Below are 25,384 nucleotides of genomic sequence, written 5' to 3' on the forward strand. Positions count from 1 at the left end.
CGAACCTCCCCTTCCGTTGCACGCCTCCCTCGCCGCCATCGCCCTCGTTCCACCTTGTCTCTCGCTGACAGCTGACTGCTGAAAGCTGACCGCTGATCGCTCCCTCGCCATGCGCTCCAAAGTCACCGTCGTCCTCCTTTTCCTGAACGTCGTTCTGTTCTTCTACATCTTCCGCTACGAGGAACAGTGGCGCGCGGAAAAGGCGCAGCTCGAGACCCGCCGCCGCGTGCTCGGCTCCGAGACGTCCAACATCGAGAAGTTCACCCGCACCAGCCGCAACGCCCCCACCATCTCCGTCGAAAAGAACAAGGAAGGCGCCTGGATCGTCACCCAGCCGTTCGCCTGGCCCGCCAATCCCCACGCCGTCGCCCGCATCCTCAACGAACTCCAGCTCCTCGAAAACGAAACCAGCTTCGCCGTCGCCGACCTCGACAAGAGCGGCCGCTCCCTCGCCGACTACGATCTCACCGACCCGGTGATGACCTTCACCTTCACCTCCGCCGGCAAGGACTACGCGCTCAAGATCGGCAAAGGCACCGAGACCGCCAACCGCCTCTACGTCCTCTCCCCCGACGGCACGCGCATCCATGTCGTCAGCCGCGCGCTCGCCGACAGCCTCGGCCTCTCCGCCGAACAACTCCGCTCCGAAGCCATCTTCACCGTTCCCGTCTTCGAAGTGCGCGCCCTCGTCGTCCAAACCTCCAGCGCCAAGGTCCGCATCCGCCGCGACCCGAAACACTGGACCTTCGAGACGCCCATCAACACCCGCGGCAACAAACCGGAAACCGAGACCACCATCGCCGCCCTCACCGGCCTCCAAGTCAGCCGCTTCCTCGAAGCCCGCGACGCCGACCCCGCCAAGACCGGCCTCGGCTCCCCGCAACTCCGCCTCACACTCGACGGCAACGCCCGCCGCGAAACCCTCCTCCTCGGCAACCTCGTCTCCGCCGCCCCCGCCCCCGGCACCATCGGCACCGTCGAAGTCTACGCCAAACTCGAGGACAAGCCCGCCGTTTTCGTCACCCGCCTCACCGCCGGCCAGAGCCAGAGCAACAAGGAACAGATGGGCCTCCTCGACCGCCTCGCCCGCGCCCAGGAAACCCTCCGCGACCGCCACGTCCTCGATTTCGATTTCGTCGACGTCACCTCGCTCACTCTCGCTGCGCCCGACCGCCCCGAACTCACCCTCCAACGCCTCGACGCCACCGAAGCCTGGCAAGTCGTCGTCCGCGGTGCCACCGGCCAAGCCCCGCAAACCATCCCCGCCGACACCGCCATCGTGCAGGACTTTCTCCAGCGCTTGAAACTCCTCTCCGCGACCCAATTCCTCAGCGACGCCCCTTCCGCCGCCGACCTCGAGAGCTTCGGCTTCAATCGCCCCGACCGCGAAATCACCCTCAACCTCCGCACCGGCGGCGGCCCCAAGGGCGACGAAGCCTCCACCGCCACGCTCCAGATCGGCACCAAACCCGCCGCACCCGGCGTCGCCTACGCCCGCGTCGCCAACGCCCCCTACGTCTACGAAATCGACACCGACCTCCTCGAAGACGTCCCCGTCACCGCGCTGAATTTCCGCCAACGCATCCTCCGCGAGCTCCCCGAAGGCACCCACGTCGTCGGCCTCACCCTCACCGATCTCTCCCCCAACACCGTCGTCCTCGCCCTCAACGCCGCGCCCGGCGGCGAGCTCACCGCCGCCAGCATCGCCGCCTCCGATGCCCCCGAAGCCAAGCGCCCGCACCTCGCCACGCTCCTCGCCGAGATGCGCAAGCTCCGCGCCAAACGCTTCGTCACCGACACCTTCGATCCCGCACGCGCCACCTACAACGGCACCAACCCCGCCTGGCGCTACCGGCTCGACGTCGCGCTCATCCTCGCCGGCGGCAACGCGCAGACCGTCACCTCCAAGCTCTACCTGACCGAGCGCCTCGGCGGCACCACCCAGCTCGCCGGCACCGAGGAATTCGGCGGCGTCACCTACGAAGCGCCCCAGGAACTCGTCGACGCGCTCTTCGCCCTGACTTACGCCGAAAAGCACGACCCCGGCCCACCCGCGGCGCCCGCCCCGACCGAAAAGCCCAAGGGCTGATTCCGCTTCGCCGCCACCGCGAGACGCCTCCCTCGTCTCGCCGCCGCGCCCGCGCTCCGTCCTCCGTCCCTCGTCCGCCGCCTTGCCCAACCAACGCCCAGGTCACGTCGCTTCCGCCACGCGCTTCTGCCTCTCCTGCGCGGCGACGATTGCGTGCTGGGCGCTGTGGATCATCCTGAGCCTGACGCTCGCCGCGCAGATCTGGATCGCCCTCGCCCACGAGCTGCCGGTCCCGACCTTCGTCACGCGCACCATCGACACGCGCCTCGCCGACGCCAACCTCGCCGCCACCTTCACCCGCGCGCAGTTCGACCCGACCGGCAAAATCCTCCTCGAAGGCATCCGCCTCCGCTCGCGCCAATTCGACGACCCGCTGCTCACCGGCCGCACCCTCTACGTGCGCAAAGGCATTTGGGCCTATCTCTCCGGCCAGCGCGCCCCCGAGGAAATCCGCCTCGACGGCGGCACGCTCCAACTCCCCGCCCTGCTCTCGCCCAGCGGCACCGCCGAGCCCGTGCTCCGCGAGATCTGCGCCACACTCCGCCTCGAGCAAAACCTGCTCCACCTCGACCAGCTCAACTTCCGCGCCGGCAACCTCCTCGTCACCGCCCGCGGCGACATCCAACTGCCACCGCGCACCGGCACGCCGCCCGACCCCGCGAAAATCATCGGCGAAGCGCTCCGCTACGGCCAACGCCTCGTCCGTGAGCTTCCCCAGCTCGAACAGCTCGAACACCCGCACCTCTCCGCGACGATCGAGTTCCGCCCCGGCGTCGGTCACGTCGCCGCGCTCGATCTCACCGCCGACGCCGTGCGCGCCACCGGCGACTGGCCGCTCGTCGCGACCGCGTTCCACGCCCGCAGCACCCTGCGCCTCGACGGCGCCGACGCCCGGCCGCTCCGCATCCGCTTCCACGCCGACCGCGCGACCGTGCGCGACCACATCGTGATCGAGCAGCCCCGCGGCCTCGTCACGACGGAAATCACCCCGCTCGCTCCCACGCGGCCGCACGCCGCCGTCGTGCGCTTCGCCGCCGACCGCATCGCCGCCTACGACGAACAGGTCGAGCAACCCGTGCTCCAGCTCAACTGGGCCCAGGACCAACCCCTCCGCGCCAACCTCGCGCTCCGCGCGCACCAAGTCGCCTTCGCGCTTGCCACCGAGATCGACCTCGCCCACGCCACCGCGCAACTCCACTTCGACGGCCGCGTGCCGCCGTCGCTCGTCGACGCCGTGCTCCCCGTCCGCACGCCGAAGCTCGCCCCGTATTTCGTGTTCGGCGATCCCGTCGCCGTGCACGCCGACGTGCGGTTCAACGAGGGCTGGAAATTCGAGACCCTGCAATCCCGCGTGCGCGTGCAGCGCCTCGATTCGCGCGGCGTGAAGGTCACGCACGCCCGCGGCCGCATCGACGTGGACCGCGAAGGCAACTTCCTCGCCTACGACGCCCTCGCGCGCATCGGCGAGAATTACGGCCGCGGCAGCTACTTCATGAATTTCCGCACGTGGGACTACCGCTTCCTGCTGAGCGGCGCCCTGCATCCCGAATCGATCTCCGGCTGGTTCCGTTCCGATTGGTGGCCGAAATTCTGGGAGACCAACTTCGGCTTCGCCAGCGCGCCGCCCCGCGCCGACGTCGACGTGCTCGGCAACTGGCACAACGTCACCAAGGTCGCCTACTACGGCAGCACCGACGCCGTCGACGCCCAGGTCCTCGGCGCCGATTTCGAGCGCGCGCACGCCATCGTTTTCCTCCGGCCGCAATTCGTCCACGCCTTCGACCTCCGCGTCGAACGCGCCGGCGGCGCCCAGCGCGCGAGCGGCTGGTTCAAGCGCTTCGCCGATCCTGCGACGCGCGAGCAGCGCCGCCTCGAGTTCGACCTCGCCGGCAACCTCGAGCCCGCGACCCTGCACCACCTCGGCAAGGAGACGGCCGACACGCTGCTGAAACCGTGGATCTTCAGCCGGCCCGCCGACGTGCATTTCTGGGGCGCGACGGATTTCGCCAACGGCAGGAGCTCGCCCGAGCTGCGCTTCACCGGTTCCGCCAACGGCGGGTTGCGCTACGAAGGTTTCCCCCTCGACAGCATCGAGGCCGAAGGCGGCGCCAGCGGCACCGAGGTGCGCCTCGATCGCATCCTCATCGGCGTGGCCGGCGGCCGCGGCACCGCCAAGGCCTCCTACTCCGGCGCGGCCGACGGGCGAAAGCTCGGCTTCGATTTCTACATCGAGAACGCCGACATGGTGCGTGCGATCCGCGCGATGCACGAATACGAGGCGACACGCGGCAGCACCGACGCCAACACCTCGCCGAACAAGGAACTCCTCAAACGCGCCAGCGGCGGCAAACTCCAGTTCGCCATCTCGGCACAGGGCAATCCCGACGACCTGAAGTCCTTCATCGGCAGCGGCAACGTCCAGCTCGCCGGCGCCGAGCTCGGCGAAGTGCATCTCTTCGGCCTGCTGTCGCAGGTGCTCAGCAGCCTGTCCCTGAATTTCTCGTCGCTGAAACTCGATACCCTGCGCGCCAGCTACAAACTCGCGAACGGCCTCGTCACTGTGCCCGACGTCCGCGTCACCGGCCCGACCGCCCTCATCGAAGGCAAGGGCGACTACCGCCTCAGCGACCGCACGCTCAACTTCACCGCCAAGTTCAAGCCCTACGAAGAGAACCGCAACCCGCTCACCTTCGTCGTCGGCATGGTCGTCAATCCCCTCGCCAGCATCCTCGACCTCCGCCTCACCGGACCGATCCAGAAACCGAGTTGGTCCGTCACGATCCTCGGTGCCGGCGGCACCGGCCGCGCCCCCGAAAAACCCGCCGCGCCGCCTCCAGTTCCCGAGAAAAAACCCGAGCCCGAAGCCAAATCGACCGGCGGGCGATAAGGCCTCAGCTGCCGCGCCCGAAGACTGAAGCCGTTGCTAGGGATAAACACCTATTTCATTGCTAACCGCGCCGGGCTCCACGTAGCTTCTGGGGCTCGATGTCGAAGGTCACCTCGACCACTTTGCTGCGCAACCTGCACCTGCTGCCCTTCCTGGCGCTGGCGTTCTTGGGCGGACTGGTTCTGCTCGGCTGGTGGACCGGTCAGGTGAACTGGGTGCAACCGCGCGCCTACGATCTGCCGCTGCCCGCCAACGCCGCCTTCTGCTTCTTCGCGCTCGGCCTCTCGCCCTTCCTTTTCGCCGTGCTGCCGGGCCGGCGCCTCTCCGCGCTTCCCGCGCTGGTCGCCACACTGCTGGCGCTGCTCGCACTCGCGAGCTCCGGCCTGCGCTGGTGGCCCGAAGTGGATAACCTGCTGACGCACCACGACCAGTTGATCGAGGGCAACAACATCGGCCGCGTCCCGCTGTTTCTCGGCGTCATCCTCGTCGCCACCGGCGCGCTCCTCGCGTGGCTCGGCACCGTGCGCATCGACCCGCGCCGCCCGCTCTTGCTCGCGCTCGTGGGCTCGCTCGCCGGCGCCTACGGCTTCACCGCCGTGCTCGCCGGCCGGATCGGCCTCACCCAAATCGATCTCTGGTCCACGCACGCCCACATCGGCCCCCAAGCCGCCCTCGCGCTCCAACTCCTCGGCGCCGCCCTCGTGCTGCTCGCTGCGCGCGACGCCGCCGACACCACCGACGAAGCCGGCCCGCGCTGGCTCTGGCTCCCCGTCGTCACCGCGAGCGCGACCATCACGATCCTCTTCTGGGTGTCGCTCCGCGGCCAGCAGACCGCCTACCTCAACACCACCACCAATCTCACGATCAACACCGTTGCCTCCGCCTTCAAGGCCGAGACCGAAGCCCAGATCAACAACCTCCGCCGCATGGCCGAGCGCTGGACCGACTCCGGCGGCACGCCCCTCGCCAGCTGGGAAAAGGACGCCCGCGCCCACGCCGCCGACTTCCCCGCCTACCGCTCCATCAGCTGGGTCGACGCCAATTTCCGCACCCGCTGGTTCTGGCCGCGCGAAGGCAACGAGGACGCCGCGTCCTTCGATCACCGCCGCGACCCGCTGCGCCTCCAGGCGCTCACCTCCGCACGCGAGACGCTCGCCTTCGCCATCGCCGCGCCGATCGTCTCCCCGGTCCAACCTCCCTCGCTCGCCGTCTACGCCACCGTGCTGAGCGGCGGCACCTTCGACGGCTTCATCGTCGGCGAACTCGGCCTGCCCAAGGTCTTTGACGCCATCGACGACCGCCTCAACATCTCCTCGCGCTACGAATTCACCGCGCGCTTCCTCAACCCGCAGGCCGCGCAACCCACCGCCCGCGACGTCATCGTCTTCCAATCCGCCGAACACGTCGCGACTCCCAACGAGCGCCTGCGCCAATCCGCAACCTTCAACCTCCTCGGCCAGCGCGTCGTGCTCGAACTCCTGCCCCGGCCGGAATTCATCGCGCCCAACCGCCAGTATCTCCCCGAGGTCGCGCTCGCCTCCGGTCTCGGCGTTTCCCTGCTGCTCGGCCTCGTCGTCAACCTCGCCCAATCCGCCCGCAACCGCCAACGCGCCGCCGAATCCACCTCCGAACAACTCCGCGCCGAGAACGAGGAACGCCGCCGCATCGAGGCCCGCCTCAAGGTCACCGACGAACGCCTCAACCTCGCCCTCGACGCCACGCACATCGGCGTCATCGAGTGGAATCTCAACGACGGCCGCGCCATCTACAGCGCCGGCTTCTGGAACTCGCTCGGCTATGACGCCGGGTTCATGCCCGCGATCCACGAGTCCCTCCTCCGCCTCGTGCACCCGGACGACCTCAAAGGCTACCACGCCGCCCTCGACGCCCACCTCACCGGCAAGGCGGAGCTCTTCGAATCCGAGTTCCGCGTGAAACACCAGAACGGCAACTGGGAGTGGTTCGTCCTCCGCGCCAAATGCGTCGGCACCGACCGCATCGGCCGCCCGCTCCGCATCGCCGGCACCTGCCAGAACATCACCTCGCGCAAATCCCAGCAGGAAGCCCTCCGCGCCTCGCAGGCCGCCACGCGCAAACTCTCCCTCGTCGCCAGCCGCACCGACAACGCCGTCGTCATCACCCGTTCCGACGGCCGCGTCGAATGGGTCAACGAGAGCTTCAGCCGCCTCGCCGAGCACACCCTCGAGGACATCGGCGGCCGTCCATTCGTCGAACTCCTCTCCAGCCCCGAGGACGATCTCACCGCCGTCGAACGCGTCACCCGCGCCTTCGCCCGCCGCGAAGCCATCACCACCGACGTCATCCACCACGCCCGCAGCGGCAAGCGCTACCACGTGCACTTGGAGCTCCAGCCGGTGCTCAACGACGAGGGCGCAGTCGAGAACTTCATCGTCATCGAGACCGACATCACCTCGCGCGTTGAAGTCGAGCAACAGCTCCGCCGCGCCAAGGCCGAAGCCGACTCCGCCTCGCGCGCCAAGTCCGAGTTCCTCGCCTCGATGTCGCACGAGATCCGCACGCCGATGAACGGCGTCATCGGCATGACGAGTCTGCTGATGGAGACGACGCTCACGCCCGAGCAACGCGATTACGTCCAGACGATCCGCACCTCCGGCGACGCACTCCTCTCGATCATCAACGAGATTCTCGACTTCTCGAAGATCGAGTCCGGCCGCATGGAGCTCGAGCGCCACCCATTCGAGCTCTCGCAATGCGTCGAGGAGACACTCGACATCTTCGCGTTGCAGGCCGCCGCCAAGGGCATCGAGCTCGCCTACGCCATCGACCCCGCCGTGCCGACCTGGATCGTCGGCGACATCACGCGCCTGCGCCAGGTGCTCGTGAACCTCGTCAACAACGCCGTGAAGTTCACCCCCAGCGGCTTCATCACCATCGAGGTGAAACTCGCCGCCGAGGCCGGCACGCCGGGCGACGGCGCGCTGCTGCTCGACTTCATCGTCACCGACACCGGCATCGGCATTCCTGCCGACCGCCAGAGCGCACTGTTCAAGCCGTTCAGCCAGGTCGACTCGTCCACCACACGCAAATACGGCGGCACCGGCCTCGGCCTCGCCATCTGCGACCGCCTCGTGCAGCTCATGGGCGGCACCGTCGACGTCACCAGCCAGCTCGGCCACGGCTCGCGCTTCCGTTTCAACATTCAGACCGAACGCGCCGAAGTCCCCACCGGCGGCCGCGTGCTGAACTTCGCCGGCGTCGCCGTGCTCGCCGTCGACGATCACGCCGTGAACCGCCACGCGCTCGGCACCTGCCTGCACCAATGGGGCTGCACGCCCGTCCTCGCCGAAAACGCCGCCCAAGCCCTCGCCGCCGCCGCGGACCGCCGCCCCGCTATCGCGATCGTCGATCACGATCTGGCCGGCACCGCCGGCGACGAACTCGTGAAGCAGCTCCACGCGCTCCAGCCGGGCCTGCCCATCGTCCTGCTCACCGCCGCATCGGACGGCGTTCGCCAAGGCCAGAGCGCCGAGCCGTTCATTATGCGGCTGCCCAAGCCGATCAAGCCGACCTTCCTCGGCGAATGCCTCTCGCGCCTGATGAAAGGCGGCGCCCTGGCGCCCCCGCCCACGCCCACCGCCGTCGCACCGCACAGCGAACTCGCCCGCAGCATCCCGCTCGACATCCTCCTCGTGGAGGACAATCCGGTTAACCAGAAAGTCGCCCTCCACCTGCTCAACCGCCTCGGCTACCAGTCCGACGCCGTCAGCAACGGTCTCGAAGCCATCCGCGCGATCGAGCAACGCGACTACGACCTGGTTTTCATGGACGTCCAGATGCCCGAAATGGACGGCCTGACCGCCACGCGCGAGATTCGCAACCGCCTCCCCAAACCGCGCCAACCCATCGTCGTCGCCCTCACCGCCAACGCCGTGCAAGGCGACCGCGAACGCTGCCTCGCCGCCGGCATGGACGACTATCTGCCGAAACCCGTGAAGCTCGACGACCTTCACGCCATGGTGCGGAAATACTTCGCCGAAAAGACCTGAGCTCATTCAGTGGGTGGGCGTCGGCGTCCCTGCCGACGCCAGTCGTCGTCAGGACCGGCAACGACGACTTTTCAGTGCGGATCGCTAGAGTCGAGAAGCGCGCCCAACTGCCTGAGTCCGGCTGAACCCGCGACGCACTCCTCGTCACCTCAGAGCCAGCGCAGCAGCTCGCGCATTTCCTCAGACCTTGCCGGCTCGTCGGCGAGGTTTCTCATTTCCAGCGGGTCGCGCGCGAGGTCGAAAAAAAGCCACGGCAACTCGCGTCCGTCCGGCGCGCGGCGCAGCACGAGCTTGTGCCGCGCGGTGCGGAAACCGCGCCAAGCGTGCGGACACTGCAACGGAATTTCCGTCGCGCTCGGCATCGAGATCGCCGCGCTGTCGCGTTTGCACACCCACTCGCGCCCTTCCGCCCACGCCACCGCCATGTGCGGCAAATCGACCAGACTCACGGGCGCATCGTCGCTTCGTCCTCGGTTCTCCGCTCTCAGTCCTCTGATCAACAGCGGCACGCGCACGCTTTCCTCGTGCGGCCACGCCTTGCGAAACAAACCGTGGCTGCCGTGCATGTCGCCGTGCACCGACGTGAACGCCACGATCGTCCCGCTCAGGTCAACCTCCGCCAGCAAGCGCCCGATCGCCCGGTCCGTGGCCTCGATGTGCGCGTAGTAGCCCGCGAGCTCGTCGCGCGCCTTTTTCTCCGCGTCGCCGCCCAATGGGACGTTCGCCCGCAATTCGATCTCGTCCGGTCGCACCTCACGCACATGCGGCGCGGGCGCGTGATACGGCGGATGCGGCGCCTCGAGGCTCACGACGCAAAATGCCGGCGCGTCGTGCGGCTCGCGCAGCCAATCCGCCGCACGCTGCACCAACACATCCGCCTGGTAACCCTTGAAGTGCTTCGGCTCTGGCAGGCGCGTGCCGTGGAGCCACGGATCGTTGAGCAGGAATCCGCCCTCGAACCCTTCCCAGAGCGCAAAACCGCCGCGCGCTTCCGGCGGCACGAGCTGCTTCGCGTGCGCCTCGCCCACGAATGGTGCCGTGCGATCGCGCGCACTCAAATGCCATTTGCCGAACCACGCCGTGCGATAACCGCGATCGCCCAGCGCGTGCGCGACGGTGCGCGATGTGCCCGGCAACGCGTCCCAGTAGTCGCTCACTCCGCTCTCCGGACAGAGTTTTCCCGTCAACAGCGCCGCGCGCGCCTGCGGACCGAGCGGGTGCGGCGTGACCGCTTGCGCGAAGTCCACCGCTTCGCTCGCGAATCCGTCGAGCCACGGTGTGCGCGCGTTCGCATCTCCGGTCCGGCCGAACGCCTGCGCGCGCCACTGGGTGGTCACGATCCAAAGGATGTTCGGCTGTTGCGGCACGAGGGGGAACTTGGCCACAAAACGCGGAAAAGGCGCACAAAAAAGCCGGACCGCAATCGCTGCGGAGCCACGCGCGCGCCGACCCGCTAAGCTGGCGGCATGTGGTGGAAAGCGTTGGCGATTTTCGCGCTGATCGCGCTGGCGGAGACCGTGCACGGCAGCTTGCGCGTGCGTTATCTGAACCGCCCGCTCGGCGACCTTCGCGCGCGACAGGTCGGCGTCTTCACCGGATCGGCGCTCATCCTCGCCATCGCCTGGCTTACCGCGCCGTGGCTCGCCGCTCCGAGCGCCGCGTCCGCATGGGCCGTCGGCGCCTTGTGGTTCGGGCTCATGTTCGTGTTCGAGGTGTGGGTCGGCCGCGGACTGTTTCACGCCTCGTGGCCGCGCGTCTTCGCGGAGTTCGATCTCCGCCGCGGCGGACTGCTCGGCTTCGGCATGCTCGTGTTGGCGGCGGCCCCGTGGCTCGCCGGCATGGCACGCGGCCTTTTTTAGGCCGGAAGGCGGAACGGAAAATCTTTGCCGCCGGACCGGCTTCGGCTTCATCGTCCGCCCATGCGCCTCCGTGTCATCACCGCCGGTGGAACCATCGACAAGGTCTACTTCGACGCCGCCAGCACCTACGAAGTCGGCGAGCCCCAGATCGGCCCGTTGCTGCGGGACTCGAACGTCACCTTCGACTTCGTCGTCGAGTCGGTGCTGCAAAAAGACAGCCTCGCGATGACCGATGAGGACCGCGCCTTGATCCGCGCCCGCGTGGAAGCGGCCCCGGAGAAGCTCATCCTCATCACGCACGGCACCGACACGATGACGGCCACCGCAGCCAAGCTGCAGGACATCGTCGACAAGACGGTTGTTTTTACAGGCGCCATGCAACCGGCCCGCTTTCGCGACAGCGACGCGGTCTTCAATGTCGGCTGCGCGATCGGCGCTCTGCAAGTGCTGCCGCCGGGCGTTTACATCGCCATGAACGGCGTCGTCGCCGCCGCTGATACGGTGCGCAAGAACCGCGCTGCGAGCCGTTTCGAGCCAAAAAGCTAGCGCCGAGCCACCGAGAACCGGCCTTATTTGCCTGCTGCTCAGGAGGGAAATAACCCGGTTACGGGGAATCCCCTAAAGTTGGCCCGACGGGAGCCGAACCACAGTGAGCCGGCAATTGCGCCCGGCGCCCATGCTTTTTCCCGTTACCAACGCGCCCGCAAGCCGCCCTTTCCGCGACGTGCCCGCCTGACCTATGGCCGGCTCTCCCACAGTCGCTTCGCTGTTTGCCCAACGCGTCGTCATCGGCGTCGGGGACATGGCCGTCTCGAACAACTCGCAGGTCATCCTCAGCACCTATGCGTTGGGATCCTGCATCGGCGTGATCGCTTACGATCCGGCGGTAAAGGCCGCCGGCATCCTGCATCTGATGTTGCCGGAGTCCTCGATCTCGCCCGACAAGGCCGCGCGCCAACCGGCGATGTTCGCCGACACGGGATTGCCTGCCTTCTTCAAGGCCCTCGCCGGCCTGCGCGCCGAGCGCTCGCGACTGAGAATTTTCGTCGCCGGTGGCGCCAGCGTCATCGCGGGCACGGACCCGTTCCGCATCGGCGAGCGCAATTCGCGGGTGACACTCGATTATCTTTCGAAGCAAGGATACCTCGTTCGCCGCACGGAAACCGGCGGCAACATCAACCGCACGGTTCACCTCGAGGTCAGCTCCGGCCAGGTGTCGATGAAGACGCCGACGGAGAACATCCAGCATTCCCTGAACTCGTAGTTGGCGCAGCGCCGGAAGCGGCTAGCCTGCCGCCATGCGCGCACGTTCAGGGCTGGTCTTACTCGGGTTTCTCGTTGTGACGTTTACGGCCGCCGGCATCGGCGGTGCCGCGACAAGCAGCAGCGTCGTCACGTGGTATCCAACGCTGCACAAGCCGATGTGGAATCCGCCGAGCTGGTTGTTCGCGCCGGTGTGGTCGGCGCTCTACACGTTGATGGCGATCGCCGCGTGGCGCGTCTAGCGGTGCGCTGAATCGGCGGTGCGGCGCTCAGCGCTGACATGGTATTTCGTGCAGCTCGCCTTGAACGCGCTGTGGGCGTGCCTGTTTTTCGGACTGCGGAATCCCGGTCTCGCGTTCGCCGAGGTGATCGCGCTCTGGATTGCGCTCGTGATCACGGGGCTGAAATTCGCGCACCTCGACCGCTTCGCCGGCGCGTTGTGGGTGCCGTATCTCGCTTGGGTGTCGTTCGCGTCGGTGCTGAACGGCACCGTGTGGTGGCTCAACCGCTGAGCGCGGTTACGGCAGCGCCGCGCGTGGCACGACGTAGCCGAACACGGCCACCCAATGGCACACGCTGCCGGCGAGCACCCACAGGTGCCAGACCGCGTGATTGAACGGCAGTTTTTCCCAGAGGTAGAAGATCGTGCCGAAGCTGTAGCACAGCCCGCCCGCGAGCAGGAACCAGATGCCGCCGGCGGGCAGCGCGGCGAACAGAGGCTTGGCCGCGATGATCACGAGCCAGCCCATCGCGAGATAGATGACGGTCGACAGCACATCGAAGCGGCCGGCGAAGAAAAATTTCAGGATCACGCCCGCGACCGCGCAGCCCCAGACGACGCCGAAGAGGCTCCAGCCCCAGCCGCCGCGGAGCGGTCCGAGCACGAACGGCGTGTAGGTGCCGGCGATGAGCAGAAAGATCGCCGCGTGGTCGAAACGCTGACAGCGACGGCGCCATTTCTCCGATTTCACCGAGTGATAAAGCGTGGAAGCGCTGTAGAGCAGCACAAGCGTGGCGCCGTAGATCGCAGTGCTCGTGACGTGCCACGCGTTACCGTAGAGCGAAGAGTAGACCACGAGGAACACGAGGCCCGCAATGGAGAGCAGCGCGCCGACTCCGTGCGTGAGGCGGTTCGCCAGCTCCTCGAGCGGCGGATAACTGTCGGGAACGTGTTTGGCGGAGGCGGACATTTCAGGCGGAGATTTTTTCGGCCTTCCCACGCGAGGCGAATTCGGTCGCGAGGTGGTCGACGAAATTCATCACCAGCGGGCCGGCCTCGGCCTTGGGCCACGTGACGGCGTGCCACGTGCGGTGCCAGCCCTTGCGCGTGATGCGCTTGGCCACGAGCTGGCCGTCGGCGAGCGCGGGCTTCACGGCCCACTCGGCGAGCGCGGCGACGCCCATGCCGGCCTTCACGAGCTCAAGGATCGCTTCGGTAAGTTGCACGCAGGTGAAACGGCGCGGCCACTCGCCGGCGGGGCGAAGTATGTCGATGCAGAGCGACGACTCCTCAGGGCGGGCGGCATACATGAGCAGGTGCTCGCGCGCGATTTCGCCGGGCTCGAGCCAGGGCTTGCGGGCCAACGCATGATCGTGCGGCACGAGCAGGCGCACCTCGTCGCGCAACACGGCGCGGGCGAGCATGCCGGTGCGCTCGGGCTTTTCGGTCGTGATCGAGAGGTCGATTTCGCGGTTGTAGAGCGCCTCGAGCGAGCGGTGCGTGACCTCGCCGACAACACGCACGTCGGCCTCGGGATGCTCGGCGCGGAAGGAGCGGATCACGGCCGGCAACCAGTGGTAGCCGGTGTAGCAATGCGTGCTGAGGCGCACGGTGCCGGCGCGGCCTTGCTTGAGTTTGGCGAGGCGGTCCTCGGCGTCCGCGACGGCGCCGAGCACGCGCACGGCGGCGTCGAGGAGCACGTCGCCGGCGGGCGTGAGGCGCATGGTCTTGCCTTCACGATGGAAGATGGGACCGCCGACGATCTCCTCCAGCACACGGAGCTGATGGCTGAGCGCGGAGGGCGTGAGGTTGAGGCGCTCGCTCGCGCGGGTGAGACTGCGTTCCTCCGCGACGGTCCAGACGAGGCGCAGGTGCCGCAGCTCCACCCCGGTGTAGCGGGTGAAGGGATCGCTCGCAGCGCCTTGAGCAGATTTCACGTTAGTGAGGCGTAACGTTAATTTCGTTCAGGTCGAGCCTGCGTTGTGGCGCCGAGCAAAGGACGCGGGAAAGCAAAAGGCCGCCCTCGCGGGCGGCCTTGAAAAGCGGGAGCAGTTCCAGTGCTTACGGCGTCTTCAGCAGTTCCTCGACGGTCCACGGGCCGCGCGCGCCGAGTTCGGCGCGGATCGCGGCGACCTGCTCGGGCTTGATCTCGGGAGCGTTGTTGCCCCACTCGGAGCGAACGTAGGTGAGCACTTGCGCGATCTGCTCGTCCTTCAGGAGGCTGCCGAAGGGTGTCATCGCGTTGTTGAAATTCGCGCCCTTGACGGTGATCGGGCCGTTGAGGCCGAAGAGGACGATCTTGATGATGTGCTTTTCGTGTTCGGGCTTGAGCACGAATTCCGAGCCGGCGAGCGGCGGGTAAACGCCGGGGACGCCCTGACCGGTGGCCTGGTGACAGGCCATGCAGTTCGCGGTGAACACGCGTTTGCCGAACATCGCGGGCGTGAGCGTCGGACCGGCCGCGGCTTGCAGGGAAGGCTTCTGATGCTCGTTGTAGATCGAGGGATCGAAGTGGCCCGAATAGTTGACCAGGTAGATCGCGCCGAGATAGATCGCGATGCACATGACGCCGATCAGCGTGAGCGAGAAGCTGCCGTGCCACGCCGTGGAGGATTGCTCGCGGGCATGAACCTGCTGGATCGACTCGTCGGACGCGCCGGACTGCTCGAGGTGAGAGTGTTTTTCGTCGCTCATCTTATTTGCCCTCCTCCTTGGCGGTCGTGGGGACGAAGGGCTTGGCTTCGGGATACTCGTAGGAGTCGTTCAGGCTGCGGAGATACGCGACGAGGGCGCGAGCGCGGTGCGTCGGGACGATCTCGGCGCCGGCCGGAGCGGCAGCTTTGCCGGAGAGCTTCAACGCATACGCGGAAGCCTGGCCGGGCCGAGCCGGGCGGACGTCGAAGAGAAAGTCGTAGCTCGGCATGTTCGTGCCGGGGGCGACGGCGTGCGGCGCGTAGAGGATCGTGTAGAGGTAGGTCTCGTCGGCGTAGGCGCGCGCGGCGACGTTGCGGAGATCGGGACCGAGGCGGCTGTTGCCGAGGAACACCGTCTTCTCGCGGATGTAGTCGCGGGCGACGCTCTGGCGCGTGCCCCATTGGCGGGTGGTGTCGCCGCCGAAGCCTTCGCGGCGCACCTGCTGCGTGTGGCAGGAGGCGCAACCGAGATCCTGATAAACGGCGCGGCCTTGATCGGCGAGACCGGTGAGCGGCGCGGGGTGGAGCGCCTCGTCGACGGGGTCCTTGTATTGCGTCAGCGAGCCGAGCTGCTGGTGCGCGGAATAGAGGACGGCGCCGGTCGAGAGCGCGAGGATGGCGAAGGCGCCGAAGAAGAGGGCGAGACCGTTTTTCATGCGTGCTGCCCCTCCGAGGCGGTCGTGGCGGCCATGGCGGGCGGGTTGGCGAACTCGGCCTTCGGTCCCGTCTCGATGACGGAGTTGAAGGCGGTCCAGAAGAAGTTGATTGCGAAGGCGACGTGGCCGACGAGCAGTGCCATCAGGGTGACGGTGCGGAACGCGAGCCAGGGTTTGAGCATCGCGGTGATGTCCGCGAAGGGCACGTTGGTGTTCAGCATGCGACCCTGCTCGGAACCGGCGTAACCTACGCCGACCACGATGCCGACGATGCCGACGAGCGTGAGCCAGTAGTGGATGCCGACCAACGCCGAGGAGTGCCACGGACGGCCCGCGAGCCGCGGGATGATGAAGTAGGCGGCGCCAAACATCGCGGTGGAGAAGCACGCGTAGGCGATCACCCAATCGCGCAACTCGGGGATGAGCGTGAACTGCATTTCGGCGGCGAGCGGACGGTTCGCGAGCACGAGGTTGAGGCCCGCCGCGAAGAAGAAGGCGACGATGCTCAGCACGATGAACTTGAAGGAGACACTGCCCTTCGCGGTCTCGAAGCCGGAGGCGAGCGGGCGGAAGAAATTCACGAAGATGATCACGAGAGCGGGCACGAGCAGGAAGTTGGCGGTCGTGCCGACGGTCGACACCCACGCGGGAACCGGACCGCCGAGCAGGCGAGAGCCACCGGCAAACGCGGTCGTGACGATGAACCACCAGAACGAAACACCGGTGAGGTAGTAATGGTTGATCGGCCGGCCGGTGATCTTCGGCACGAAGTAGTAGGCGCACGCCAAAGCGAGCGGCGTGAACCACAGCCCATAGATGCCGTTCACATACCACGCGCCGACGATCGCCTGCACGACGCCGTGCGTCGGGAGGTTGAAGAGCATCGTCTGCGCGACGGCGAAGAGCCACGGGAACCAGAGGACGGCACCGAAGATATACCACTGCGCGGCGAACACGTTGTCGGTGTTGCGCACGCTGAAGGTCGTGATCGCCCACACGCCCATGGCGGCGTAGCAGACGAGCATCATGACGGTGATCCAGCGCGGCATCTCGAGGAGATCGAAGGATGTCGTGCCGCCCATGAGGATGCCGAGCATGCCGAGGCCGAGGGTGATGTTCCACGCCTTGCAGGCGACGATGAGCCAGCCGCCGTGGCGGAGCGCGGCGGCGGAAAGGCGGGCCATCAGCCAAAGGGCGACGCCGAGGCCGGCGTTGAAGCCCCATCCGTAGGCGAGGAGGAAATTTGCGGCGGCGTTGACGCGGCCGTAGGTGAACCACTCGCAGCCGGACAGGAAGCCGAGGAAGTTCGGCGTGTGCAGCTGCGTGGCGGCGATGAGTTGGAGCGCGCCGCCGATGATCAACCAGGCGATGGCCTGGCTGAAGAACACGAGAACGGGCCACTTGGCGGAGGCGTCGATCTCCTGCTGCTCGGCGCGAGCGTTGGGGACGGTGGAATTCATCGGCAAATTACTTCCGGGCGTGCTCCTGGACGGTGAGCTCGATGGCGCGGTCGACCGGGAGGCGGACGACGCCCTTCGGCTGGTCGACCCACCCGTAGGTGGTCGCGTCGGCCTGTGCCTTCTGCTGGAGATCGGCGAGGGCCTTGGCGCGGCCTTCGGCGGTGAATTTCCAGCGCGTGGCCTCGTCGAAATCGGCGGGGTTGACGGTGCCGCGATTGTCGAAGGCCGGCGCGGGCGAATAGTAGCGGTTCACGAGCCAGCCGCAGAGGACGGCGACGAGAATCACCACGACGGCGGTGAACACCGGCGTGCGCTGCGGGAAGGCGTAGGCTTGCGGGTTGTCGCTCATGTTAGTGGGCGGTGGAGGCGGCGCCGGCTTCCGGGGCGGTGGCGTCGTGATGCGTGAGGGATTCGACGATACGCGGGTCGCGGATCGGGATGAGTTTCGCGTCGGCGGTGGCGAAGCTGCGCAGGTAAGCCCAGACGCCGAAGCCGCCCACGCCGACCACAGTGCTGAGCACCCAGAGGAGGTTCAGCGAGAGGAACGGCAGCGGGTCGCCGTGCTCGTTCTTGAGCGCGGGAAGAATGTTGTAGCAGAGGTCGATCAGGATCGTCGTGAGGATCGCGACGCTGATGAACCGGAGGCCGCGCGGCGTGCTCTTCAAGCGATAGCTGAGGAGATAGAGGAACGGCAGGAAGAAGTGACCGAAGAGGATCACCATGCCGACATACTTCCACTGATTTGGGAGGCCGTCGCTGTTGTTAATTTCGCGGAGGTTATACCAGAAGGTTTCCTCGGGGACGTTGGCGTTCCAGATCAGGAAGTATTGAGAGAAGGTGACGTAGGCCCAGAAGATCGTGAACGCGTGCGAGAGCGTGCCGACGCAGTGCCAGTGGTTGGTGTTCACGACGCCCTTGTAGTCGCCGCGGTTGAGCAGCCAGATCATGATGAACACGAGCACGGCGAGCGCGCCGCGCATGCAGTTCGCGAAGAACCACACGCCATACATCGTGGAGAACCAGTGATACTCGAGGCTCTTCATCCAGAAGATCGCCGCGAAGGTGAGCGCGAGAGCGTTTAGCGGAATGCCCATGGCGGCGGTGACGCGGCTCTTGAGCGTCCACTTCACGTCGCCATCCTTGTCCTGCGCGAACGAGGCCTTGCGGAGGCGGGCCGACAGCCAGATCCAGATCGCGAAGAACGCGACGGACATGCCGGTGAACATGTTCCGGCTGAGGAAGCCGGCCTTCTTCACGTAGAGCGGGTCATCGGCGACGGTGCCGTGGCCGCCGTGCAGCGGATGGCTGAGGTCCATCCACGACCAGATGAGGCCAGGCTTCACCCATGCCGAGATGAGCAACGGAAGGAAGAGAACGGCGAGCGGCACGAACGCGGCGAGGCCGTGCTCGAGCTGGCGGCGCGGGACGACGGACCAGCCGGCGTCGAAGATGTGGTGGATGAGCACCCACATCAGCATGCCGATGGCGATGGCCGTGCAGAAAGCGAAGCCGACGAGGTAGGACGTGGCGACGTGCTGGACCGGCGAGACGGCGAGGCCGAGCGCGGTGACCGCGAGGCCGGCGACACCGACGACGAGCGCGGTGCCGGTCTGGGGAGCGACGGGAGTGGACGAAGTGGCCATGTTATTTCAGCTCCCCTCGGTTCGCGAGCGGGACGTCGTCGAGCTTCGCATTGTGGGCGCGTTGGAGAGCGCGGACGTAGGCGATGACGGCCCAGCGCTCGTCGGGCGAGAGCTTGTCGGCGTAGGGCGACATCGTGTTCTTGCCGTTGGTGATCGTGTTGAAGATTTCGCCTTCGGCCATGTTGCGGAGGCGGTCGTCGTGGTAGGTCGGCGTGGCGACCATGCCGTAGGCTTTGGTGATGCCCTGGCCGTCGCCGTTCACGCCGTGACACGGCGCGCAGTAGATGTTGAAGCGGTTCTGGCCGCGGCGGATCATCGTCTCGGTGACGGGGATCGGGAAGCCCTTCACGAAGGAGCCGTCGGCGGCCTTGCCGAGGTAGTGCGCGTCGTCGGCGCGGAGGAAATCCGGGTCGGCGGCAGTGCTGCGGCCGCGCGGCACAGTGCCGGCGGGAGCAGGGCGATCGGCGCGGCCGTCGGCGAAGAATTTCGAGGCGGCCTGCGGCTTGTATTTCGCCTGAAAATCCATGTCGGGGAACACGATGATCGGCGGCTGCGTGGAGCGCATGCCGCGGAAGCCCGCGATGGAGATCGTCAGGGCGACGGCGAAGAGGAGCGTGTAGTAGGCGTAACGCATGGGTTATTCCTCCAGCTCCGCGATGTCCTGACCGCCGATCTTCGCGAGCAGCTCGCGAGTGGCGGAGGCGTTGAATTTCGGGTCGTTGGCCTCGATCACGATGAAGAAGCGGTCGTCGAGCGCGCGCACGAATTGCGGCGCTTTCATCACCGGGTGGTAGTGCATCGGCAGACCGTTGAGGAGGAACATGCCGATGATGGTCGCGAACGCGGTGAAGAGAATCGTCAGCTCGTAGCTCACCGGGAAGGCGAACATGGGCGAGAAGTAGGGCTTGCCGCCGACGATGAGGGGATAGTCGAACGCGCCGGTGAACCAGATGAGGCTCATGCCGGTGCAGAAGCCAGTGATGCCGCCGGCGAGCGAGAAGCGCGGCACGCGCGAGCGGCGCATGCCCATGGCGGCGTCGAGGCCGTGCACAGGGAACGGCGTGAGCGAGTCCCACTTGGAGTAGCCCGCGTCGCGCACGTGCTCGCACGCATGGTAGAGCGCGGGCACGGTGTCGAAGGCGGCGATGAGTCCGTAAGTCTTTTTCATGGTCGTGGCCTCCGATTAGTGGCCCGCGCCGTGCGGGTCGGCTTGCGGGATGACCGCCTTCACTTCCGACATCGGCATGATGGGCACAAAGCGGATGAAGAGGAGGAACAGGAACGAGAAGACGCCGAAGGTGCCGAAGAACGTGAAGATCTCGACGATCGACGGAGAGTAGTAACCCCACGAGGACGGCAGGAAGTCGCGGGCGAGCGAGGTGACGATGATCACGAAGCGCTCGAACCACATGCCGACGTTGACGAAGATCGAGAGGATCCAGACGAGCGTCGTGTTCTGGCGGATGGATTTGAACCAGAAGAACTGCGGCGTGATGACGTTGCAGCCGATCATGATCCAGTAGGCCCAGGCGTAGTGGCCGAACGCGCGGTTGATGAACGCGAAGCCTTCATACGGATTGGCACCATACCACGCGATGAAGAACTCCATCGAGTAGGCGTAGCCGACCATCGTGCCGGTGGCCAAAGTGATCTTGGTCATGCAGTCGATGTGATACTGCGTGATCAGGTCCTCGAGGCCGTAGATGGCGCGGAGCGGCAGCATGAGCGTGAGCACCATGCCGAAGCCCGAGAAGATCGCGCCCGCCACGAAGTAGGGCGGGAAGATCGTCGTGTGCCAGCCGGGGAGCAGCGAGACAGCGAAGTCGAACGAAACGATCGTGTGCACCGAGAGCACGAGCGGCGTGGCGATACCCGCGAGGATGAGGTAAGCCATTTCGTAGTTGCTCCAGTGGCGGTTGGAACCGCGCCAGCCCATCGCGAAGAAACCGTAGATGCGCGCCTTCAGCAGATTGCCGGCCGCGGTGAAGCGGTCGCGCAGCGTGCCGAGGTCGGGGATCAGACCGATATACCAGAACAGCACCGAAACCGTGCCGTAGGTCGAGACCGCGAACACGTCCCACTCGAGCGGCGAACGGAAGTTCTGCCAGATGTAGTTGGCGTTCGGGATCGGGAAGAGATACCAGGCCATCCACACGCGACCGACGTGGAACACGGGGAAGATCGCGGCGCAAACGACGGCGAAGATCGTCATCGCCTCGGCGGCGCGGTTGACCGACGTGCGCCACTTCTGACGCAGCAGGCACAAGATCGCGGAGATGAGCGTGCCGGCGTGGCCGATACCGATCCAGAAGACGAAGTTGACGATGTCCCACGCCCAGTTGACCGGATTGGCGTGACCCCAGACACCGACGCCGGTGCCGACGAGGTAGATCAGGCCGGCGACGGTGAACGACGCGACGAAGGCGGCGATGCCGAAGCACCACCACCACCACGCGGGCGTGGTGCCTTCGACCATGCCGCAGATCTTGTCGGTGATCCACTTGAAGTCGCGATGGTGCTCGACGAGCTCGGCGCGCGGGAGGATCGCGGGCTTGACCTCGGCGAGGATCGGGTGAGCAGCGTGCTCAGCGGAGTGTGCGCCCATTAGATCGACCCTCCGTGATGAGCTTCACCCGCCGCGTGCTCGCCGTGCGAGGCGCCGTGGCCTTCGCTGCCGCCGTGCGACGGGTGATTCTTGCTGTTGTATTCCACCCGGCTGAACGGGAGGGCCTGATAGTCCGGCATGTGCGGGTTGGGATTACGAATCTTGCCCAGGTAGGTGAGACGCGGGCGAACGTTGAGGTAACCGAGCACCGCGTAGTCGCGTTCCTGCGCCTTGAGTTGCGAAACCTGGCTGTGCGGGTCCTTGATGTTGCCGAACACGATGGCGTCGACCGCGCAGACCTGCTGGCAGGCGGTGCGGATCGTGCCGTCCGGCACTTCGACATCGCCGCTGGCGCCGGCTTTGCGCTTCTGGGCGATCTTGCCCTGATTGATGCGCTGGATGCAGAAGGTGCACTTCTCCATCACACCGCGCATGCGGATCGAGACGTCCGGGTTCTTCACCATCTTGACCAGCTCCGGCATCTCCTTCTGGTGGCCGAGCGGGCCCATGTAGAGGGCGTCGGTCGCGCGCTTGTTGAAATCGAAATAATTAAAGCGGCGGACCTTGTAGGGACAGTTGTTGGCGCAGTAACGCGTGCCGATGCAGCGGTTGTAAGCCATCGTGTTGATGCCTTCGTCGTCGTGCACGGTGGCGTTGACGGGGCACACGGTTTCGCACGGCGCGGTTTCGCAGTGCTGGCAGGTCATGGGCTGCACGACCGCCTGCGGATCTTCCGGAATCTCCTTGTTGCCCTCGCCGCCGAACGCTGCGGCGTCGGCCTTGCCGTCGCTGTAGTAACGGTCGAGGCGGATCCAGTGCATCTCGCGGCCGCGCATGACCTGGTCCTTGCCGACGATCGGAATATTGTTTTCCGCCTGGCAGGCGATGACGCAGGCGTTGCAGCCGATGCAGGTGTTGAGGTCGATCGACATGCCCCATTGGTGGATGCCGTCGAAGTTGGGCTGCTCGTAGAGCGAGTTGCCGCGCGGCGTGTTCGTCGCCTTGAAGGCGAGCGGCTGGTCCTTGTCCTTGCCGTAAACGGCAGGCGTGTGGGACTCCATGCCGATGCCGGCGACGAACGCGGGATTGGAGCTGAACTCGTCGAGGTTGGCTTCGCGCACGATGTCGCGGCCTTCCATCGACCAGTGCTCCTGCGTGTTCGCGAGCTTCTGCTTCGTGCCGGTGACCGTGAGCTTCGCACCGGTCGCGAACGACATCGCGGCACTGGTGCGGACCGAGTAGGCGTTGAAGCCGCCGCCGTTGCCGACGTGGCCCACATGCGTGCGGCCGTAGCCGAGCGGAAGGATGATCGTGTAATTCGCCAGACCGGGCTGGATGTGGATCGGGCCGGAGACCTTGCGGCCGTCCGCCATCGCCACTTCGCCAATGTAGGCGAGTTCCTTGCCCTGCGGGAAATCGGCATTCTCGACACGCGCGACCTGCGGGTTGCTGCCGTGCGGGTAAACCTTCAGCTCCTTCGCGAGACGCGGGGAGATGAGAATGGCGTTGTCCCAGGAGATCTTGGTGATCGGGTCCGGGCACTCTTGCAGCCAACCGTTATTGGCGAAGCGGCCGTCATCGAGCTTGTGGTCGGTGGCGAAGCGGACTTCGAGGTTGCCGGAGGCCGGCGCCGTGGTGGCGGAGGCTTTCGCGACGAGCGCGTCGGCGGTGCCGGCGTTGAACGTGACCGACACCGGCTTGTAAGCCGAGTTGGCGAGCACGCCGTCGTGGAGGAATTTCTCGAAGGCCTTCTTGTCGCCGCCGGTGACGCCACCGATCGTCGCGAAGACTTGCGCGTAGGCCTCGGGGTTTTGTTCGCCGGCGAGGCGCGCGAGCAGCTCGACTTCCATCAGACCGCCGAAGAGCGGGAGGATCATCGGCTGGATCGGCACGATCGTGCCGTCGAGCGTGCGGGCGTCGGACCACGATTCGAGGTAATGCGTCGCCGCGAGCGTCGTGCCCGCGAGTGCGGCGGTCTCGTCGGCGTGATAACCGAAGCGGATGACGTCGGGGACCGACTTCAGCAGCGCGCCGAACTCGAGGTCGGCGGGCGCGTTGTAGGCGGGGTTGCCGTTGAGGACGAAGAGGGTCTTGACCGAGCCGGCCTTGATCGCGGCGGCGAGCGCCTGGATCGTGGAGGCCGTGCGCGGCTCGGCGGCGACGAACTCGACGGTCGAGCCGATGTTGCCGAGGTGCGCGTTGATCGCGTTGACGAGGACGTGAACGGCGGCGGGCTGGTGCGCGCCGGCGATGACGATCGACTCGCCGCGGTGTTCGGCGAGGTCCTTGGCGCACTCCTCAATCCACTTCGGGTTCACGTCGCCGAGGCCTTGCGCGAGCGCGGCGTGGGCATCGCTGCCCGTGACGTGGCCGGCGAGTGCGGCGGCGAACGCGAGCATCTGCGAGCTGCCGAGGCGGAGGCGGTGATCCGCCATCGAGCCGGTCAGCGTGAACGCGCTCTCCACGACGTAGAGGCGGTTCATCGGGTCGTCCTTCTTCACGACGCGACGGGCCTTCGAGAACGCGCGAGCGTATTCGAGCGCGCCGCCTTCAGCGTGGAAGAAATCGGCGTCGAGCGAGAGGACGCGCTTGGCCTTCGCGAAGCGGTAGATCGGCTTCACGTTCTGGCCGAAGGAGGCGAGCGCGGCATCGGCCGGCGCTTCGTCGGCGACGGGCTCGTATTCGGCCCAGATGGCGCGCGGGAACTTGGCCTTCAGCGCGGCGACGAGGCGGGCGCGGGTCGGCGAGGCGGATTCGTCGGCGAGGAACGCGAGGCCTTCGCCGTTGCCGGCATATTGCTTCGCGATCGAGGCGAGCAGGTCGTTGACCGCCGCGGTGTCGATGGCGTTGCCCTGGCGGACGTGCTGCGTGGCGCGGTCCGGATCGTAGAGATCGAGAACGGACGCCTGGGCCATCAGCGAGCTGGCGCCGCCGGTCGGGTCGTAGCTCGGGTTGCCCTCGAGCTTGGTCGGACGGCCTTGGTGCGTCTCGGCGAGGAGCGGCTGCGCGTGACGACGCAGCGGCATCGCGGTGGCGTAGTAGAGCGGGAGGCCCGGGACGATATATTCGGACGACTTGCCGTAGGGCAGGATGTTCGTCTCGGGGCGGCGGCAGCCGGCGAGGCCGATGCCGCCGAGCGCGAACGACGCCGCCATGATCTTCATGAACTGACGGCGGTCGACGCCCTCGATGGAGGACGCGCCCTCGGGGAACTCGCGGGCGAGCTGCTCGCGGAAACCGGGCGTGTTGGCGAGCTCGTCGAGGCTGCGCCAGTAGCGTTGGCCGTTCGCGGGAGCGGCGGGATGGTCAAATTTGCGTTTCATCAGCGGTGGCAGCCGGAGCAGCTTTGCGGGGGCTTAACCTTCCAATCGGCAATCATCTTGTGGGCCTCTTCGAGTCCGGCTTGTTCGGCCACGGTCTTCGAGTTGAGGTTGAAAACGTCGGCGGGCTTGCGGACGAATTTTTCCGGGTTGCGGTGGCAATCCAGGCAGAAGCCCATCGAGTGGGACTTGTCATGCCAGACCGTCGACATCTCGTTCACCTTGCCGTGGCACTCGACGCAGCTCATGCCGCGGTTCACGTGCACGGAGTGGTTGAAGTAGACGTAGTCGGGCGCCTGATGAATCTTCACCCACGGCACGGGCTCGCCCGTCTCGAAGCTCTTGCGCACCGGCTCGAGGAGCGGGCTCTGGGGCTTGATGATCGAGTGGCAGTTCATGCACGTCTGCGCCGTGGGGACGCTGGACGTGGCCGACTTTTCCACGGAGGCGTGGCAATAGCGGCAGTCGATCGCGAGGTTGCCCGCGTGGAGCGAGTGGTCGAAGGGGACCGGCTGGATCGGCTGGTAGCCGACGCGGAGGTATTTCGGCGTCGAGTAGTAGGTGACGGCGGCGGTCGCGACGCTGCCGAGCACGAACAAAAAGATCACGATCTGCAGCGGCAGAGCGTTCGCGGATTTCGGGAAGATTTTCGACATGGGTC

At 66.6% G+C, this 25,384-nt stretch carries 21 protein-coding genes; 8 read left to right on the forward strand and 13 right to left on the reverse strand.

Features of this window, described 5'->3' with window-relative positions; all coding sequences use genetic code 11:
- Positions 1–109: 109 nt before the first annotated feature.
- The 3 genes from KF715_06485 (at position 110) to KF715_06495 (ending at position 9,004) form a co-directional block, all read left to right on the forward strand.
- Positions 110–2,089, forward strand: coding sequence for a DUF4340 domain-containing protein (locus KF715_06485; protein MBX3736312.1), 1,980 nt, complete (start codon positions 110–112; stop codon positions 2,087–2,089).
- A gap of 82 nt (positions 2,090–2,171) precedes the next feature.
- Entirely contained in the window at positions 2,172–4,976 is a 2,805-nt protein-coding gene (locus KF715_06490) for a hypothetical protein (protein MBX3736313.1), read from the forward strand.
- Between the two features lie 98 nt (positions 4,977–5,074).
- Positions 5,075–9,004 carry a response regulator gene (locus KF715_06495; GenBank protein ID MBX3736314.1) on the forward strand — a complete coding sequence of 1,310 codons (3,930 nt, stop codon included), beginning with the start codon at positions 5,075–5,077 and terminating at the stop codon, positions 9,002–9,004.
- 149 nt (positions 9,005–9,153) lie between these two features.
- Here the strand turns inward: KF715_06495 and KF715_06500 are convergent, their stop codons facing one another.
- A complete protein-coding gene (locus KF715_06500; protein MBX3736315.1) occupies positions 9,154–10,371 on the reverse strand; it encodes a sulfatase-like hydrolase/transferase in 1,218 nt (405 codons plus the stop codon).
- A gap of 99 nt (positions 10,372–10,470) precedes the next feature.
- On the opposite strand from KF715_06500, the gene KF715_06505 reads away from it, so the two are divergent.
- From KF715_06505 to KF715_06525, 5 genes are all read left to right on the forward strand, one after another.
- Entirely contained in the window at positions 10,471–10,863 is a 393-nt protein-coding gene (locus KF715_06505; protein MBX3736316.1) for a hypothetical protein, read from the forward strand.
- 60 nt (positions 10,864–10,923) lie between these two features.
- The gene (locus tag KF715_06510; protein MBX3736317.1) at positions 10,924–11,409 is read left to right on the forward strand and encodes an asparaginase; all 486 of its coding nucleotides are present in this window, start codon (positions 10,924–10,926) and stop codon (positions 11,407–11,409) included.
- Between the two features lie 193 nt (positions 11,410–11,602).
- Complete coding sequence (locus KF715_06515) at positions 11,603–12,127, forward strand: chemotaxis protein CheD (GenBank protein MBX3736318.1); 525 nt, start codon at positions 11,603–11,605, stop codon at positions 12,125–12,127.
- A gap of 34 nt (positions 12,128–12,161) precedes the next feature.
- Positions 12,162–12,368: a tryptophan-rich sensory protein gene (locus KF715_06520; GenBank protein MBX3736319.1), complete on the forward strand. Its 207-nt coding sequence runs from the start codon at positions 12,162–12,164 to the stop codon at positions 12,366–12,368.
- A 48-nt stretch (positions 12,369–12,416) separates the two neighbouring features.
- On the forward strand, positions 12,417–12,638 hold the full coding sequence (locus KF715_06525) for a tryptophan-rich sensory protein (GenBank protein ID MBX3736320.1): 222 nt from the start codon (positions 12,417–12,419) through the stop codon (positions 12,636–12,638).
- A gap of 6 nt (positions 12,639–12,644) precedes the next feature.
- Here KF715_06525 and KF715_06530 read toward each other — a convergent pair whose 3' ends face one another.
- The 12 genes from KF715_06530 to KF715_06585 form a co-directional block, all read right to left on the reverse strand.
- Positions 12,645–13,316: a hemolysin III family protein gene (locus tag KF715_06530; protein ID MBX3736321.1), complete on the reverse strand. Its 672-nt coding sequence runs from the start codon at positions 13,314–13,316 to the stop codon at positions 12,645–12,647.
- Position 13,317: 1 nt separating this feature from the next.
- Positions 13,318–14,283 carry a LysR family transcriptional regulator gene (locus KF715_06535; protein MBX3736322.1) on the reverse strand — a complete coding sequence of 322 codons (966 nt, stop codon included), beginning with the start codon at positions 14,281–14,283 and terminating at the stop codon, positions 13,318–13,320.
- 124 nt (positions 14,284–14,407) lie between these two features.
- Positions 14,408–15,040: a cytochrome c gene (locus KF715_06540; GenBank protein MBX3736323.1), complete on the reverse strand. Its 633-nt coding sequence runs from the start codon at positions 15,038–15,040 to the stop codon at positions 14,408–14,410.
- Between the two features lies 1 nt (position 15,041).
- On the reverse strand, positions 15,042–15,695 hold the full coding sequence (locus KF715_06545) for a cbb3-type cytochrome c oxidase subunit II (protein ID MBX3736324.1): 654 nt from the start codon (positions 15,693–15,695) through the stop codon (positions 15,042–15,044).
- Entirely contained in the window at positions 15,692–17,155 is a 1,464-nt protein-coding gene (locus tag KF715_06550; GenBank protein ID MBX3736325.1) for a cbb3-type cytochrome c oxidase subunit I, read from the reverse strand. Before KF715_06550 ends, KF715_06545 begins: the two co-directional genes overlap by 4 nt.
- A gap of 7 nt (positions 17,156–17,162) precedes the next feature.
- Positions 17,163–17,504 (reverse strand): hypothetical protein, encoded by a 342-nt coding sequence (locus KF715_06555; protein MBX3736326.1) that lies wholly within the window; start codon positions 17,502–17,504, stop codon positions 17,163–17,165.
- A gap of 1 nt (position 17,505) precedes the next feature.
- The gene (locus KF715_06560; GenBank protein MBX3736327.1) at positions 17,506–18,798 is read right to left on the reverse strand and encodes a hypothetical protein; all 1,293 of its coding nucleotides are present in this window, start codon (positions 18,796–18,798) and stop codon (positions 17,506–17,508) included.
- A 1-nt stretch (position 18,799) separates the two neighbouring features.
- Positions 18,800–19,432, reverse strand: a complete 633-nt coding sequence (locus tag KF715_06565) for a cytochrome c (protein ID MBX3736328.1) — start codon at positions 19,430–19,432, stop codon at positions 18,800–18,802.
- Between the two features lie 3 nt (positions 19,433–19,435).
- Complete coding sequence (locus KF715_06570) at positions 19,436–19,966, reverse strand: DUF3341 domain-containing protein (protein ID MBX3736329.1); 531 nt, start codon at positions 19,964–19,966, stop codon at positions 19,436–19,438.
- Positions 19,967–19,981: 15 nt separating this feature from the next.
- A complete protein-coding gene (nrfD, locus tag KF715_06575; GenBank protein ID MBX3736330.1) occupies positions 19,982–21,403 on the reverse strand; it encodes a polysulfide reductase NrfD in 1,422 nt (473 codons plus the stop codon).
- Complete coding sequence (locus KF715_06580; GenBank protein MBX3736331.1) at positions 21,403–24,726, reverse strand: TAT-variant-translocated molybdopterin oxidoreductase; 3,324 nt, start codon at positions 24,724–24,726, stop codon at positions 21,403–21,405. The genes nrfD and KF715_06580 overlap by 1 nt, the downstream gene beginning before the upstream one ends.
- Entirely contained in the window at positions 24,726–25,379 is a 654-nt protein-coding gene (locus tag KF715_06585) for a cytochrome c3 family protein (protein MBX3736332.1), read from the reverse strand. The genes KF715_06580 and KF715_06585 overlap by 1 nt, the downstream gene beginning before the upstream one ends.
- Between the last annotated feature and the right edge of the window lie 5 nt (positions 25,380–25,384).

It is taken from the genome of Candidatus Didemnitutus sp. (genome assembly GCA_019634575.1).
Classification (GTDB): domain Bacteria; phylum Verrucomicrobiota; class Verrucomicrobiia; order Opitutales; family Opitutaceae; genus Didemnitutus.

Excerpts from the sequence above, each read along its gene's own strand:
- KF715_06485 (MBX3736312.1), top strand. The coding sequence starts at position 110 with ATGCGCTCCAAAGTCACCGTCGTCCTCCTTTTCCTGAACGTCGTTCTG.
- KF715_06530 (MBX3736321.1), bottom strand. The coding sequence starts at position 13,316 with ATGTCCGCCTCCGCCAAACACGTTCCCGACAGTTATCCGCCGCTCGAG.
- KF715_06495 (MBX3736314.1), top strand. The coding sequence starts at position 5,075 with ATGTCGAAGGTCACCTCGACCACTTTGCTGCGCAACCTGCACCTGCTG.
- KF715_06580 (MBX3736331.1), bottom strand. The coding sequence starts at position 24,726 with ATGAAACGCAAATTTGACCATCCCGCCGCTCCCGCGAACGGCCAACGC.
- KF715_06560 (MBX3736327.1), bottom strand. The coding sequence starts at position 18,798 with ATGGCCACTTCGTCCACTCCCGTCGCTCCCCAGACCGGCACCGCGCTC.
- KF715_06520 (MBX3736319.1), top strand. The coding sequence starts at position 12,162 with ATGCGCGCACGTTCAGGGCTGGTCTTACTCGGGTTTCTCGTTGTGACG.
- nrfD (MBX3736330.1), bottom strand. The coding sequence starts at position 21,403 with ATGGGCGCACACTCCGCTGAGCACGCTGCTCACCCGATCCTCGCCGAG.
- KF715_06510 (MBX3736317.1), top strand. The coding sequence starts at position 10,924 with ATGCGCCTCCGTGTCATCACCGCCGGTGGAACCATCGACAAGGTCTAC.
- KF715_06555 (MBX3736326.1), bottom strand. The coding sequence starts at position 17,504 with ATGAGCGACAACCCGCAAGCCTACGCCTTCCCGCAGCGCACGCCGGTG.
- KF715_06515 (MBX3736318.1), top strand. The coding sequence starts at position 11,603 with ATGGCCGGCTCTCCCACAGTCGCTTCGCTGTTTGCCCAACGCGTCGTC.
- KF715_06565 (MBX3736328.1), bottom strand. The coding sequence starts at position 19,432 with ATGCGTTACGCCTACTACACGCTCCTCTTCGCCGTCGCCCTGACGATC.
- KF715_06505 (MBX3736316.1), top strand. The coding sequence starts at position 10,471 with ATGTGGTGGAAAGCGTTGGCGATTTTCGCGCTGATCGCGCTGGCGGAG.
- KF715_06545 (MBX3736324.1), bottom strand. The coding sequence starts at position 15,695 with ATGAAAAACGGTCTCGCCCTCTTCTTCGGCGCCTTCGCCATCCTCGCG.
- KF715_06550 (MBX3736325.1), bottom strand. The coding sequence starts at position 17,155 with ATGAATTCCACCGTCCCCAACGCTCGCGCCGAGCAGCAGGAGATCGAC.
- KF715_06570 (MBX3736329.1), bottom strand. The coding sequence starts at position 19,966 with ATGAAAAAGACTTACGGACTCATCGCCGCCTTCGACACCGTGCCCGCG.
- KF715_06540 (MBX3736323.1), bottom strand. The coding sequence starts at position 15,040 with ATGAGCGACGAAAAACACTCTCACCTCGAGCAGTCCGGCGCGTCCGAC.
- KF715_06585 (MBX3736332.1), bottom strand. The coding sequence starts at position 25,379 with ATGTCGAAAATCTTCCCGAAATCCGCGAACGCTCTGCCGCTGCAGATC.